Source organism: Paenibacillus aurantiacus (assembly GCF_042431225.1).
GTDB classification, from domain to species: domain Bacteria; phylum Bacillota; class Bacilli; order Paenibacillales; family Paenibacillaceae; genus Paenibacillus_Z; species Paenibacillus_Z aurantiacus.
This window is the reverse complement of the sequence record NZ_JBHMDO010000010.1, coordinates 215,710-229,917: the sequence shown is the minus strand read 5'-3', so window position 1 is coordinate 229,917 and position 14,208 is coordinate 215,710. Positions and strand designations below refer to the sequence as shown.

General features: G+C 56.7%; 18 protein-coding genes. 17 read left to right on the top strand and 1 reads right to left on the bottom strand.

From position 1 onward, the window contains the following. Positions 1-54: 54 nt before the first annotated feature. Positions 55-534 (bottom strand): C40 family peptidase, encoded by a 480-nt coding sequence (locus ACFFSY_RS06070; protein WP_377491408.1) that lies wholly within the window; start codon positions 532-534, stop codon positions 55-57. Positions 535-919: 385 nt separating this feature from the next. Between ACFFSY_RS06070 and ACFFSY_RS06065 the strand changes: the two genes are divergently transcribed. From ACFFSY_RS06065 to recO, 17 genes are all read left to right on the top strand, one after another. Continuing rightward, on the top strand, positions 920-1,426 hold the full coding sequence (locus ACFFSY_RS06065; RefSeq protein ID WP_377491405.1) for a hypothetical protein: 507 nt from the start codon (positions 920-922) through the stop codon (positions 1,424-1,426). 141 nt (positions 1,427-1,567) lie between these two features. After that, positions 1,568-1,912, top strand: coding sequence for a histidine triad nucleotide-binding protein (locus ACFFSY_RS06060; protein ID WP_377491402.1), 345 nt, complete (start codon positions 1,568-1,570; stop codon positions 1,910-1,912). A gap of 122 nt (positions 1,913-2,034) precedes the next feature. Beyond that, complete coding sequence (rpsU, locus tag ACFFSY_RS06055) at positions 2,035-2,208, top strand: 30S ribosomal protein S21 (RefSeq protein WP_005547957.1); 174 nt, start codon at positions 2,035-2,037, stop codon at positions 2,206-2,208. Between the two features lie 15 nt (positions 2,209-2,223). Beyond that, positions 2,224-2,667, top strand: a complete 444-nt coding sequence (locus ACFFSY_RS06050; RefSeq protein WP_377491377.1) for a GatB/YqeY domain-containing protein — start codon at positions 2,224-2,226, stop codon at positions 2,665-2,667. Between the two features lie 128 nt (positions 2,668-2,795). Continuing rightward, the gene (locus tag ACFFSY_RS06045) at positions 2,796-4,166 is read left to right on the top strand and encodes an NfeD family protein (protein WP_377491374.1); all 1,371 of its coding nucleotides are present in this window, start codon (positions 2,796-2,798) and stop codon (positions 4,164-4,166) included. Between the two features lie 51 nt (positions 4,167-4,217). Continuing rightward, complete coding sequence (gene floA / locus ACFFSY_RS06040; protein ID WP_377491597.1) at positions 4,218-5,207, top strand: flotillin-like protein FloA; 990 nt, start codon at positions 4,218-4,220, stop codon at positions 5,205-5,207. Positions 5,208-5,240: 33 nt separating this feature from the next. Beyond that, a complete protein-coding gene (locus ACFFSY_RS06035) occupies positions 5,241-5,729 on the top strand; it encodes a YqfB family membrane protein (protein WP_377491371.1) in 489 nt (162 codons plus the stop codon). Positions 5,730-5,975: 246 nt separating this feature from the next. Beyond that, a complete protein-coding gene (gene yqfC, locus ACFFSY_RS06030) occupies positions 5,976-6,254 on the top strand; it encodes a sporulation protein YqfC (RefSeq protein ID WP_148928759.1) in 279 nt (92 codons plus the stop codon). Between the two features lie 47 nt (positions 6,255-6,301). After that, positions 6,302-7,495: a sporulation protein YqfD gene (yqfD, locus tag ACFFSY_RS06025; RefSeq protein WP_377491368.1), complete on the top strand. Its 1,194-nt coding sequence runs from the start codon at positions 6,302-6,304 to the stop codon at positions 7,493-7,495. Between the two features lie 6 nt (positions 7,496-7,501). After that, entirely contained in the window at positions 7,502-8,470 is a 969-nt protein-coding gene (locus ACFFSY_RS06020) for a PhoH family protein (protein WP_377491365.1), read from the top strand. Between the two features lie 179 nt (positions 8,471-8,649). Continuing rightward, positions 8,650-10,845: an HD family phosphohydrolase gene (locus ACFFSY_RS06015; protein ID WP_377491362.1), complete on the top strand. Its 2,196-nt coding sequence runs from the start codon at positions 8,650-8,652 to the stop codon at positions 10,843-10,845. Continuing rightward, positions 10,842-11,339: an rRNA maturation RNase YbeY gene (ybeY, locus tag ACFFSY_RS06010; RefSeq protein ID WP_377491359.1), complete on the top strand. Its 498-nt coding sequence runs from the start codon at positions 10,842-10,844 to the stop codon at positions 11,337-11,339. Before ACFFSY_RS06015 ends, ybeY begins: the two co-directional genes overlap by 4 nt. Further along, positions 11,339-11,701, top strand: coding sequence for a diacylglycerol kinase (locus ACFFSY_RS06005; RefSeq protein WP_377491356.1), 363 nt, complete (start codon positions 11,339-11,341; stop codon positions 11,699-11,701). Before ybeY ends, ACFFSY_RS06005 begins: the two co-directional genes overlap by 1 nt. 24 nt (positions 11,702-11,725) lie before the next feature. Continuing rightward, the gene (gene cdd / locus ACFFSY_RS06000; protein WP_377491353.1) at positions 11,726-12,181 is read left to right on the top strand and encodes a cytidine deaminase; all 456 of its coding nucleotides are present in this window, start codon (positions 11,726-11,728) and stop codon (positions 12,179-12,181) included. Beyond that, positions 12,178-13,089, top strand: a complete 912-nt coding sequence (era, locus tag ACFFSY_RS05995) for a GTPase Era (RefSeq protein ID WP_377491350.1) — start codon at positions 12,178-12,180, stop codon at positions 13,087-13,089. Before cdd ends, era begins: the two co-directional genes overlap by 4 nt. Positions 13,090-13,211: 122 nt before the next feature. Continuing rightward, positions 13,212-13,367 carry a YqzL family protein gene (locus ACFFSY_RS05990; RefSeq protein ID WP_377491347.1) on the top strand — a complete coding sequence of 52 codons (156 nt, stop codon included), beginning with the start codon at positions 13,212-13,214 and terminating at the stop codon, positions 13,365-13,367. Between the two features lie 56 nt (positions 13,368-13,423). After that, positions 13,424-14,173 carry a DNA repair protein RecO gene (gene recO / locus ACFFSY_RS05985; RefSeq protein ID WP_377491344.1) on the top strand — a complete coding sequence of 250 codons (750 nt, stop codon included), beginning with the start codon at positions 13,424-13,426 and terminating at the stop codon, positions 14,171-14,173. The last annotated feature ends 35 nt before the right edge of the window (positions 14,174-14,208 follow it).

The following is a 14,208-nucleotide window of genomic DNA, read 5'->3' as shown; positions in this document are numbered from 1 at the left end:
AAAACAGGGTATCCCTCGCTTGGAGAGGGATACCCTGTTTGCGTTCGCGTATAACTACAGCTTGACGCGACGAGCCGTGACGTACGATTTTTGCCAATAGGACGTGTTCATGCTGGTCAGCACGACCCCTTTGCTGCTGGAGCTGTGCAGCATCTTGTTGTCGCCGGCATAGATGCCGACGTGACTGATGCTCTTGCCGTTCGTCTTGAAGAAGACAAGGTCGCCAACGCTGAGGCTGCCTTTGTCGACCTGAGTGCCGACCTTGGCTTGGGCGGTCGACGTGCGTGGAAGTTTGACGCCGTCGGATTTAAATACGAATTGGGTGAAGGAAGAGCAGTCGAAGGCGCTTGCCGTGCTGCTGCCGCCGATTTTATAGGGAGTTCCGATATATTCTTTGCCGAAGTCGATTAGTTCCAAGGATTCCGTCGTTGCCGCGTGGCCTTGCCCGGGAGCGCAAAAGGCCATCGCCACGAAGCCCGCTGCCGCGCACAATCCGGTTACTGCGTATTTGCGAAGCCGCCGAGTGTTATGCATCGTTCTTGTTGTCCCTCCGTCTGCTAATCTTTGGTCTTGTTGGCATTAGTATAACATCCTCGAAAAATGGATGATTTTGACATAGAACGTACAAACCAAGGATTCCCAACGATTCTGAGCCGTTTATGAGATTTTCGTGAGAATTTTCTCATTTCGTTTCGATAGAGATGAACGAAGTTTAATAATAGGGTCGAGCCCGCCTGACATAATTTGCATTATGCTTGGCGGGAAACTTGCTGTCGCATCAGCTCCTGCATGCGTCTTACCTCGCTGAGCAGCCCGCCCATTTTGCGCGCACCCAGTAGCCGATTGCCCACGGGCGAATATCATACAGCAGTGAGCAACACGAGCACACCAAGATATCCCCTGGGAGGTTCGTTCAAGAATGGAGAACACCGTTAATTCGCCTGAAGCCGCAGCGCCTGCCGCGCCGATGACCAAGATGCCGACGATGCCGATTGCCAAAGCTCCTACTGCGCCTATCACCAAAGCTCCAACAGCGCCGATTGCAAAGGTTCCAACAGCGCCGATCATGCCGCCAGTCATGCCGCCAGTCATGCCGCCGGCAGTTCAGGCGCCGGCGCCGGTCGCGCCTACTAAGCCGATGGAAATGCACGAAATGAAACATTTTTGCAAAAGCCATATGCACCGCTATGTGCTCGTCCACACGAAAGACGGTTTCTGCGTCGATGGCTTCGTCGAGCATATCGACGACGAAGTAGTGTGTATCGCGGTCATCCACGGCGGCGGTATGGATCCGCGCGCGTTTCTGCCGGGCTTCGGCTTTCCACCGCTTTATCCGTATCCATTCTTTCCTCGCCGCCGTTTCTATCGCCAAGTATTCCCGCTGGCGGCACTGCTGGGCTTGTCGCTGCTTCCGTTTTATTATTAAGCCGAATTCGGCGGAGCAAGGGACCGGGGACCGCTTAGTCGCCGGTTTTTTTTGGCGTTGATTGGACGAGCCGCCTTTTTTTCGCTATCATAGAAAGATAGGTCAAGAACGCTGCAACCAGCGAACAAGGGGGCAAGTGAGATGGATTGTATTTTCTGCAAAATCGTCGAAGGCAGCATTCCTTCCAAAAAAGTATTCGAGAACGAACGCATCCTCGCGTTTCACGATATACAACCCGCGGCGCCGGTCCACGTCCTGATCATTCCGAAGAAGCACATTCCGACGATGAACGACGTGTCGGGCGAGGATGACGCGTTAATGGCGGAAATTTTCGCAGTAGCCCGGCAGATCGCCAAGGAATTAGGCGTTGATGAGTCCGGTTACAGGCTGATCAACAACTGCAATCCCGACAGCGGACAACTCGTTTATCACCTGCATTTCCACCTGGTTGGCGGTCGGAATTTGGGTCCGCTTCTTGGTTCTTAGCATCTCCTGCGGAACCTTGGAACAGTCCAAGTTGACATCGGCTTTCGTTTTAGCCTATAATGTAGTTTGATAAACCGTGTATGTTCTTCTTGGACGGTCTGTTTCGGAGGGAGGGAAAACTGGTGTCTGAAACAAAAGTTCGCAAAAACGAGACAATTGATGCTGCACTGCGCCGCTTCAAACGTTCCATCGCTAAAGATGGCGTATTGGCAGAGGTGAAGAAACGCAAGCATTATGAGAAGCCTAGTGTGAAGCGCAAGAAAAAGTCCGAGGCTGCGCGCAAGAGAAAGTTTTAGGAGGATCCTTCCACAATGAACCTTAGCGAACGATTGAACGACGATATGAAACAAGCCATGCGAGCTCAAGAGAAGTTCAAACTGACGACGATCCGGATGCTTCGCGCATCGATCAAGAATCAGGAAATCGAACTGAAGCGTCCTCTTGAAGACAGCGAAGTGCTTGACATTCTAAGTCGTGAAGTCAAACAACGTAAAGATTCCCTCCAAGAATTTGAGAAAGCGGGCCGCGACGATCTTGCGAAAGACATCGCAGCAGAAATTGAAATTATTAGTGTATACCTGCCCAAGCAGCTTACCGAAGAAGAGATCAAAGTGATCGTTCAACAGACCATCCAGGAAACCGGTGCTTCTTCGAAAGCGGAAATGGGAAAAGTCATGACCGCCCTGATGCCGAAAGTCAAAGGGCTTGCAGACGGTAAACTAGTAAACTCGCTCGTGCAGCAATTTCTGCAATAACATAGGCTGACCGCCAAACACTCTCCCTCGCGGGAGGGTGTTTTTTCGTATGAGGCTTGTTCGGAATGAAACGCTTACGGGCATCTTATCGTATTAGTGGTCACATCAATCGCGAGGGGGAGGGAGCTATGACAGCAAACCGGGCGCTGCGTGCTTGCCGGCAGGCGTGCGTCTTCTTAATCGCTTCGGCGATGCTGCTTGCAGCCCTAATAATGACGGCATCGGCCAATGGCCAAGATGCTGAAGGCTCCGCCGTATTCGTCGTGCATGCCGAGCAGTCGGTAGAGAGTGGGCTGCAGTCGTATTTGGAGCGAGCCTATGCAGAAGCGGAGGACGCCCAAGCGGCGCGGGTAATTCTGGTGCTAAATACGTTCGGAGGTCGTGTGGACAGCGCGGAGGCGATCGGCCATCTCGTGCGTTCGAGCAAAGTGCCGACAATCGCATACGTGCAGGGAAAGGCCGTCTCGGCCGGCACCTATATCGCGCTGAACGCCAAAGAGCTGGTCATGCAGCCAGGAAGCACGATCGGCGCGGCGGCCGTGGTCGACGGGTCAGGCAAATTGATCGACAATCCTAAAGTCGTCTCCATGTGGAGAGAGGAGATGCGCGAAGCCGCGGCGCTGAACGGCCGAATGCCGGAGATTGCGGCGGCAATGGTTGATCCGAACGCTGAACTTGCGCTTGACGCGATCGGCAAAGTCAAGCGGCAAGGCGACGTGTTGACGCTTACGGCGTCTGAAGCCGTGAAAGTTGGATATGCGGAATATACGGCGGACACGCTGGACGACGTTCTGCGACAGAGCGGATTGGAAGGACGTGAGGTCGTGAACGTCTCGCCGACGTTCGCGGAGAAGCTGGCTCGATTCCTGATACAGCCGATCGTCATGACGCTATTGTTCATTATCGGCATTGCAGGCATCGCCATCGAATTTTTCATTCCCGGCTTCGGATTTCCGGGCTTGCTCGGAACGGCGGCGTTCGGGCTGTATTTCTTCGGGCATTACGTCGCGGGTTTTGCCGGAATGGAGGATGTGATGTTATTCATCATCGGAATCGTACTGCTCGTAATCGAGGTATTCGTGCCTAGCTTCGGCATTCTCGGCCTGCTCGGCTCGGGCGCGATCGTGGCGGGTATCGTCATGGCTTCGCCAGATATCGAGACGGCGATCATTTCGCTGGCCGTCGCGCTGCTGGTCTCGGTGGTGATCGTTTACTTCATCGCCAGACGCTTCAAGCATCGCGGAATCTGGAACAAACTGATTTTGCGCGACAGATTGACGACGGAAGAGGGCTATGTGTCGAACGCGAACCGGACCGACCTGGTCGGCCGTACTGGCGAAGCCTATACAACGCTGAGGCCGTCGGGTACAGCCGTTATCGACGGCAAGCGTTACGACGTTGTGACGTCAGGGGACTTCATCGATGCGGGGACGGGAATCGTCGTCGTGAAAGTCGAAGGTACGCGCATCGTCGTGCAGCAGCAAAGTACGGCCGTGTAGCTGCAGCGCCCTGCAGGCAAGTGTAAACATAAGGAGGAGTTTGTGTTGAATTTGGATCCAACAGTGTCCATTATCATTATCGCCGTACTGGCGATCATCGTGATCTCTGTGTTTCTTAGTTTCTTCCCGATTATGCTTTGGATCTCGGCGCTGGCATCCGGCGTACGCATCTCGATTATTACGCTCGTGGCGATGCGTCTTCGCCGGGTCATTCCGTCCCGGATCGTCAATCCGCTGATCAAGGCGACCAAGGCAGGGCTGGGGCTTACCATCAATCAGCTGGAAAGCCACTTCCTCGCGGGCGGCAACGTCGACCGCGTCGTCAATGCGCTGATCGCGGCACAGCGCGCCAACATCGAGCTCGTGTTCGAGCGTGCGGCGGCGATCGATCTAGCCGGACGAGATGTGCTGCAGGCCGTACAGATGAGCGTTAACCCGCGGGTGATCGAGACGCCGATCGTCGCTGCGGTCGCGAAAGACGGCATCGAAGTGAAGGTCAAAGCGCGCGTTACGGTCCGCGCGAATATCGAACGTCTCGTCGGCGGCGCCGGCGAAGAGACGATTATCGCCCGCGTCGGCGAAGGGATCGTCACGACGGTCGGTTCGTCCAATTCGCATAAGGACGTGTTGGAGAACCCGGATCTGATTTCCCGCACGGTGCTGGGCAAAGGCCTTGACGCCGGTACGGCGTTCGAAATTCTGTCGATCGATATCGCGGACGTGGACGTTGGCAAGAACATCGGGGCGCATCTGCAAACCGAACAGGCCGAGGCGGACAAACGGATCGCCCAGGCGAAGGCCGAGGAGCGCCGCGCCATGGCGGTCGCCCAAGAGCAAGAAATGAAAGCCCGCGTCGTCGAGATGCGCGCGCGGGTCGTCGAGTCGGAATCGGCGGTGCCGCTCGCCATGGCGGACGCGCTTCGCACCGGGAAGATCGGCGTGCTCGATTATATGAACCTCAAGAACTTGGAAGCCGACACCCAAATGCGCAATTCGATCGGCAAAACCGACGTCGCCCCAACGGACGAAGATGAGCGTTAGCAGCCCGGCGGCGAACGGAGGTGATGGCCGTCCATGAGAACGTTGATCGAACTGCTGCTGGAGAATATTTATATCGTAATCGTCGTCGTCGGGTTTCTGTTATCACTGCTCTCCAAAGCCCGGAAACAAGGGAGAGGCGGGCGTATGCCTAGCTTCGGCGGCGACCCTTCTTCTATGCGGCCGGAGCAGGCCGGAAGCGGCAGAAGCCGCGAGGAAGAGCCGCCGCGCATGTCCGATTGGGAAGAGGACAGCGCCGCCCGAACGTACGGCGCGCCTAGCGACGCACCGGAAGCGTCCATCCCGGAAGTCCGAAAACCGGTGCCGACGCCTCGAATCCCGCGCAAGACAACGATGCCGAAACCTGCGGTCGGGGGCAATCTTCCCTCGGGTACCAAGGCGCAATTTACAAGGCGTCAGGACGGCTCGTTTCCGATACCGAGTTCGGATGAACTGAAGCGAGCGGTGGTTCTGGCAGAGGTGCTTGGACCGCCGCGCTCCAAGCGGCCGCTGCGGCGGCCGTAGTGCATTGCGATTATGTGTAGTGCTTTGCCCCTCGATTAACCCGAGAACGGCTCCTGGGCCGTGTAGGGCGTCCTAGAGGGCTTCTCATAAGCAATGGCCAGCCTGGCGTTTGAAGGCTGGTCTTTTTTTGTTTTCATTGATGAAGTCCGTGGACTTAAATGGCCGACCAGGCGGGGGAAAAACGTCATGAAACGATACTCGTGCGCATAGGTTGGTACAGTACGGGAAGGGGGCGTAGAGCCAACTATGGGCCGCATCAACCGCAAACTCCGCAAAATGGCAGCCGATCTGCTCGATCTGCCGCAGGATGTCGTATTTGATTTGCCACGCGTAACCATGATCGGCGATCGCCAGCTCTATATCGAGAACCACCGCGGCGTCCTTCACTTCTCCAGCGATAAATTACGGCTTGCGTTGAGCAAAGGCGAACTGGAGGTAATCGGCGACGGCCTCGTCATCCGGACCATTTGGACGGAAGAGGTGTTCGTCGAAGGCCAAATCAAACATATATCTGTCCGAGAATAATTGGCTGGGCCATATCGAATACGAGCGATTAACGAGGAGGAGTAAAGATGAATGCCTCATGGTTGCAGTGGGTGCGCGGAAGCGTGACGATTCGCGTCCGCGGCGAAGGGCTGGAGCAGCTGGTTAACCGCGCTTTGGCAAGCGGACTGCAAATGTGGTCCATTAGTCGGACAAGCGGGGGGGAGCTCGTCTGCCAGGTGACGGTCGGGGATTTCTTCAAGCTGCGTCCGCTGCTGAAGGAAACGGGATGTCGCATTCACGTTGCCGGGCGCAAAGGGATGCCGTTCTGGCTGCGACGCGTGGAGAAGAGGCTTTTTTTTGGCGCAGGGCTCGTCCTGTTCTTTGTGGGCATGTATTTGCTCTCGTCACTCATTTGGACGATCGACGTGAAGGGCAACGAGAAAATATCGGAAGAGCATATTCTAAAAGTGGCCAAGCAGCAGGGCTTGTACCCGTTCCAATGGTCGTTCCGGCTGCCGGACACGAGCGAATTGCAGCGGGATTTGACGCGTAATTTGCCAGGAGCGGCGTGGGTCGGGGTCGAGAAGCGCGGCACCAAGATTACGATCCAGATCGTGGAGACGACGAAGCCGGCGCCATCGCCGCCCGTCGATCCGCGGCATATCATCGCGGCTGCCGACGCCGTCATCACCGACATCCAAGCCGAGACGGGAAGGCCGGTCGTCAACCGGAACCAGAAGGTGAAGCGGGGCGATATCCTCATCTCAGGCATTCTCGGCGACGAGAACCATCACATACTCGTCCCGGCTCATGGCAAAGTGAAGGGACTCGTATGGCACGAATACGACATCGCTTCGCCGCTGACGCGCAAAGTGCAGGTTTACACGGGGGAGACGCTGACACGCTGGTACGGGGTCGCGTTCGGACGCGCGCTCAAGGTTAGCGGCTATGGCAAAATCCCGTATCAATACTTTGAGACGATCCGCCACGAGGAGCAAGCGTCCTGGCGCACCTGGAATCTGCCTCTCGGCCGGATCAAGGAGACGATCCGCGAGGTTCGGCTCGACAAAATTCCGGTTACCGCGGCCGAGGCGAAGTCGATCGGCTTGAGTCAGGCACGCGCCGATATCCTGTCGAAAGCGGGCGCGGACGCGGTCGTGCGCGCGGAAAACATTTTGCATGAAAAGACGGAGAATGGTAAAGTTTATATGAAAGTGCTTTTTGAAGTCGAACAGTCAATAGCGGCGGAACAACCGTTAGTACAGATGCAAGGAGAATGAGCCTTTTTGCTGAATGAGACGAAGGTAGTGAAGATCCCGCTCGCGAACGCAGCGGAAGGGCTTGCGCTTTTTGGCCCGCAGGACAAGTATTTACGGTCTATTCAGGACCAGACGAGCGCGGACATCATGTCGCGCGATGCGGAGATCATCCTCTCCGGTTCCGCACCCGAGGTGGAGTCGCTCGAGCAGCTTTACACGGTTCTGCAGCAGCTATTCCGGGGCGGCTACACGCCGTCGGAGCGCGACATCGCGTATGCGTACGAGCTGGCGCGGACGCTGCAGGCGGATCAATTGCTGGATTTGTTCAAAGCAGAAATCACGACGACGTTCCGGGGTAAGCCGATCCGCGTGAAGACGATTGGCCAGCGCCATTATGTCAAAACCATTAAACGCAAGGACGTCGTCTTCGGCGTTGGTCCTGCGGGTACAGGTAAGACGTATTTGGCGGTCGTGCTCGCGGTCGCGGCGCTGAAGGAAGGTTCGGTCAAGAAGATCATGCTGACGCGCCCCGCCGTCGAAGCAGGCGAGAACCTCGGCTTCTTGCCAGGCGATCTGCAGGAGAAGGTGGATCCTTACCTAAGACCGCTCTATGACGCGCTTCACGACGTGCTCGGGCCAGACCAGACGGCCAAAGCGTTCGAACGCGGGTTGATCGAAGTGGCGCCGCTCGCGTACATGCGCGGCAGAACGCTCGACGATTCCTTCATCATTCTCGATGAAGCGCAGAATACGACGCCGGAGCAGATGAAGATGTTTCTGACCCGACTCGGCTTCGGCTCGAAGATGGTCGTCACGGGCGACGTGACGCAGATCGACTTGCCGCGCGGCAAAAACTCGGGATTGATCGAGGCGTCACGCATACTGAAGAACATAGAAGAAATCGGATTTATTTATTTCACCGATCAGGATGTCGTCCGGCATTCGCTCGTCCAGAAGATTATTATGGCGTACCAATCGGACGCGGAAGAGAAATAGGCGAGATTATCCCGCGCCAGCAGGCGCGGGATAACCTTCATTCGGCAGCGCTGGGCGTGCCGTGTCACATTCGATCCCCTCAAGCAGAGATGCATTACCGAACATATAAAGGGACGGGGGCCGGCCAGATCGGCTTCATTTCCCTAACTGGGGGATGTTCATCGCAGGAGGAGATCACCATGTTAAGCAGCTGGAAGCACAGCCCGGCGGTCCGTTGGGTGCTGCTGCTTCTGTTTGTCGTATTATTCTACTTTAGCCTTGCACCGCACGTTCTGCCGACGACGTACGACATCGAACCGGGCAAGCGCAGCGACCGGGACGTGATCGCCCCGAGCGCGAAGGAAGACAAGAAGCGGACCCTCGCCGCACAAGAGCTTGCCGCCGAACAGGTCGAGCCGATCTATACGGTCGTCAGCCTGAAGGGCGACGCCCTGCTGGAGCAGATCTTCAAGCGGGTCGAGCAGCTGAACCAGGACGACCAGGTCACCGAGCAGAACAAGGTGAACATATACCGCAGCGAGATTCCGCAATTTTACCTGGATTACGTCGATCGTTTCGTACAGCTCAACCGCGGCAACGATGCCTACAACGACACGCTGCTGGAGGATATGGCGCAGGGTGTCAAGGATCAGGCGTATCGATTGCCGGAGGAGACGTATTATAAGCTTCCGTCCTTAAGCGTCGAGCAGCTGACGGAGATGCGGGACGTCGCGGTCGTCATCGTGAAGAAACTGATGGGCGAAGGTTTTCGCGATGCGGAGACCGCCCGTTCGAAAGTGGCCGAGCTCGTGAACGCCAGCACGCTGACGGACCGCAAATCGCGGGAGATCGTGCAGGAATTGGCGCGCTTCGCGATCATGCCGAACCGGTTCCTGAACAAGGAAGCGACGAACGAAGCGAAGGTTGCGGCGAAGGAAGAGACACCGCCGGTCATGATTAAGCAAGGGGATATCGTCATCAAGAAGGGCGACATCGTCACGCTGGAGAATTACGAGATGTTCTCGGACTTCAACTGGCTGCAGGACAAGAAGTCCTATTGGCCGCAGCTTGGCCTTCTGCTGCTATCCCTGCTGTTCGTGATCGTCATCTACAGTTACATGGAGAAGGGCGTCTCGCCCGGCGGGGGCAAATACAGCAATACCCAATTCGTCATGCTATGGCTGATTTATCTGCTGAATCTGCTGGCGATGGAGATCGTGCAGCTGACGCAAACGGATACGATGCCGTATGTCGGATACTTGGCGCCGACCGCGATGGGAGCGATGCTGATTGCGATCTTGCTGGACGTGCCCCTTGCGGTCGTCAGCACGTTTTTGTTCGCGATTGCCGGCAGCGTCATATTCAACATTCGGACGGATACGATATTCGACTTCAATTTCGGTCTCGTTATTGCCGTCGTCTCGTTCGCGGCGATCTTCGGCATTCACCGCGCGGGTCAGCGATCGACGATTCTGAAGGCAGGCATCATGGCAAGCTTGTTCGGCTCGGCTTCGGTACTTGCGATCGTCATGCTCGGCGAGCTGCCGCAGAAGAGCGAGCTGGTGCTGACGGTAGCCTTCGCGTTCGCGAGCGGACTGCTCACTTCGATTCTCGTCATCGGACTCATGCCATTCTTCGAAGTGTCGTTCGGCATTCTCTCGGCGCTGAAGCTGGTCGAACTATCCAATCCGAATCATCCGCTGCTGCGCAAGCTGCTGACGGAGACGCCGGGCACGTACCACCACAGTGTCATGGTCGGCAATCTGTCGGAAGCGGCGGCCGAGGCGATCGGTGCCAATGGCCTGCTGTGCCGCGTCGGATCGTTCTACCACGATATCGGCAAGACGAAGCGGCCGAGTTATTTTATCGAGAACCAGTCCAATATGGAAAACCCGCATGACCACATCGAGCCGAAGCTGAGCAAATCGATCATTATCGCCCACGCGCGCGACGGGGTCGAGATGCTCAAGGCGCATAATATACCGAAGCCGATCCGGGATATCGCGGAGCAGCATCACGGCACGACGTTTCTTGCGTTCTTTTACCACAAGGCGGTCAAGCAAGCGGAGGAAGAAGGCGTCGAGCCCGATTTCACCGAGGATGATTTCCGCTATTCGGGGCCGAAGGCGCAGTCGAAGGAAGCGGCGATCGTCGGCATTGCCGACTCGGTCGAAGCGGCGGTTCGCAGCTTGCGCAGCCCTTCCGTGGATCAGGTGGAGACGATGATCGCCAAAATCATTAAAGGACGGCTGGACGACGGGCAGTTGAGCGATTGCGACTTGACGTTGAAGGAGCTGGACAAAATCGCGCAGACGCTTAAAGAAACGGTCATCGGCATATTCCATTCCCGGATCGAATATCCGGAAGAGGTCAAATCAAAGGAGCGACTAGCATGAGCATACAGCTGGATTGGAGCAACGAACAGGAGAAGGTCGTACTGCCGGAGGCATTGGTCGGCAAGCTGGAGGAGCTCCTGCGGCTCGCGGCTGAAGCGGAAGGAATCGAAGACGGCGAAGTGTCGCTGACATTCGTCACGGATGAGGAGATCCATTCGCTTAACCGCGAGTACCGGAACATTGACCGTCCGACCGACGTCCTCTCGTTCGCCATTCAGGAGGTAACGGACGAGGAGCTGGATATCGTCTACGAGGTGGAGAGCGAGGAGGAAGAGGTGCCGCTCGAAGGTATGTTGGGCGACATCATCATCTCCGTCGAACGCGCCGCTGCGCAGGCTGAAGAGTATGGCCACTCGCTGGAGCGGGAACTCGGCTTCCTGTTCGTTCACGGCTTCCTGCATCTGATCGGCTATGATCATCAGGACGACGAGAGCGAAGCGGTCATGACCCGGAAGCAGGAAGCGGTGCTTTCCCAGGTCGGTCTGACGCGCTAATGCGCCGTTTCTGGCAAAACGTCGGTTACGCCGTCGAGGGGTTACGTTATGCGACGCGGACGCAGCGCCATATGCGCATCCATTGGTGCGCCTCGGCGCTTGCGGTAGCCGCGGCCTTCTGGCTGGGCCTCACCGGCGTAGAGTGGGCGGTGCTCGCATTGCTGGTCGCCGCCGTGCTGGCGGCGGAGCTGCTGAACACGGCTATCGAATGCGTCGTGGATTTGGCGAGCCCGCAGCGGCACCCGCTGGCCAAAGCCGCCAAAGATACCGCAGCCGCCGCTGTCCTCGTGATCGCGGCGGCCGCCGTTGTTATTGGCGCAATCCTATTTTTGCCGCATCTGGCGGAAAAATTCGGATGGTAAACATACTCGGATGGAGAGATGGACATGAATCAACCTCAAGCCGGACATAAGGATAACCTCCCGGCCGAGTGGCGGGCACTCGCGGAGGCCGCGCTGGAAGCGCGCAAACGGGCCTATGTGCCGTATTCGAATTTTCAAGTGGGCGCGGCGCTGCTGGACGACCAAGGCGCCATTCATCTCGGCTGCAACGTCGAGAACGGCGCCTATAGCCCAACGAATTGCGCGGAGCGCACGGCGCTCCACCGCGCCATTGCCGACGGCCATCGGCCGCGCTCGTTCCGCGCGATCGCGGTGACGGGCGAGACGCAGCAGCCGATTACGCCGTGTGGCGTATGCCGCCAGGTGATCGCGGAGCTATGCGCGCCCGACATGCCGATTATTATGACCAATACGAAAGGCGACTGGCGGATCACCAATATCACGGAACTGCTGCCAGGGGCTTTCTCGTTGGAAAACGAAAGGAATCAAGCACAATCATGAATCAACCCTCCAAAAAAGAACCGTTCCGCTCCGGCTTTGTTGCGATTATCGGCCGGCCGAACGTAGGCAAATCCACGCTCATCAACGAGATGATCGGGCAGAAAATCGCGATTATGTCGGACAAGCCGCAGACGACGCGCAACAAGATCCACGGCGTCTATACGGCAGACAATTATCAGATCGTATTCTTGGATACGCCAGGTATTCATAAGCCGCAGCATAAGCTCGGGGACTTCATGAACAAGTCGGCCGTTGGCACCTTGGGCGAGGTCGACGCGGCGCTATTCCTGATCGATGCGGCCGAAGGCTTGGGTGGTGGAGACCGATTCATCATCGAGCAACTGAAGAAGGTGAAGACGCCGGTCTTCCTCGTCATGAATAAGATCGACAAGATCCAGCCGGAGGCGCTGCTTCCGCTGATAACGGAATACAAGGATCTCCATGATTTCGCCGAGATCGTGCCGATTTCTGCGCTGCAGGGCAACAATATTTCGACGCTGCTGCAGACGTTGACGAAGTATTTGCCGGAAGGACCGCAGTATTATCCGGCGGATCAAGTGACGGACCATCCGGAGCAATTCGTCGTCGCCGAGCTGATTCGCGAGAAAATCCTGCACATGACGCGCGAGGAAGTGCCCCATTCAATCGCGGTGGCAATCGAGGACATGAAAGTCCAGGAGAATGGCGTCGTCTATATCGGAGCCGTTATCTTCGTCGAGCGGGATTCGCAGAAGGGCATCGTGATCGGTAAGCAGGGCGCAGTGCTGAAGGAAGTCGGCAAGCAGGCGCGCAAGGATATCGAGCTGCTGCTCGGCTCTCGCACATTCCTGGAATTGTGGGTTAAGGTGAAGAAAGATTGGCGCAATCAAGATCGGATGTTGAAGGACCTCGGTTTCCGCAACGACTAATGCGGGGCGGCGTCGACGGTCCGGTGCGCGTAACCAATTTATGCTTGGCATAGTCCGCGAACAATTATCGCAATCTAAGACCCTAGATCATCGATCATTTCCATTGACGGAGGGGAATACGGGTGCGAGATTTTTCGTGGAAGTATTTTACACTGACCGGAGACGTAGACGCTTTTTTGCTCTATAAGGAAATGGATCAATTATCGGCTGCCGGCGCGGCGGAAAGCCAAGCGGAGCTGGATGCCGCGGCTGAAGCGGCGGAGGAACTTGCGCCGTAAGACGGCTAAGCCCTCTTCAGCCCATTCGGCTCGCGGCCGGTTAAGGGGAGAGGCTCATGCAGTATCGGGTCGAAGGCTTGGTTATTCGAAGCATCGATTACGGGGAAGGCAATAAAATCGTCACGCTGCTGACGAATACGCACGGCAAAGCGGGCGTCATCATCCGCGGAGCCAAGAAGGCGAAAAGCAGGCACGGCTCGCTGGCTCAGCTTTTCACGCACGGCGAATTTATCTTTTTCCGTAATACCGGCCTGGGCACGCTGACGCATGGTGAGATTATTGAATCTCACCATGTTTTGCGTGAAGGGCTGGAACTTGCCGCTTACGCGTCTTACGCGGCGGAGTTAACGGATCGCGCGTTGCAGGAAGAGGAAGCGGGCGCCTACATATTCGAACAGCTGAAGAGTTGCTTTACGGCGCTAGAGGAAGGCAAGGACCCGGAAATCATCATCCAGTTGTACGAGACCAAAATCTTGGAGTTAACCGGCTATGCTCCGGACTTCGAGACGTGCGCATCCTGCGGCAACGTCGTTGGCCCAATGGCGCTCAGCGCCCGGGCAGGCGGAGTGCTGTGCAGCCGCTGCGCATACCGGGACCCGCAAGCGCTGCAGCTGACGGACGGCGCTCTGAAGCTGCTTCGGCTGTACCGTCGAATGGATATGAGACGCATGGGGCAGGTGCAGGTGAAGCCTGAGACGAAGAAATTACTTAAGCAGGCTATGCGGCAGTTAATGGACACGCATGTCGGCTTAAACTTAAAATCCCGGTCGTTCCTCGATCAGCTCGACAAATACACGCTGGAGTAGCGAATGTACGCCAAGTTGACTTTTTGGCCGATTAT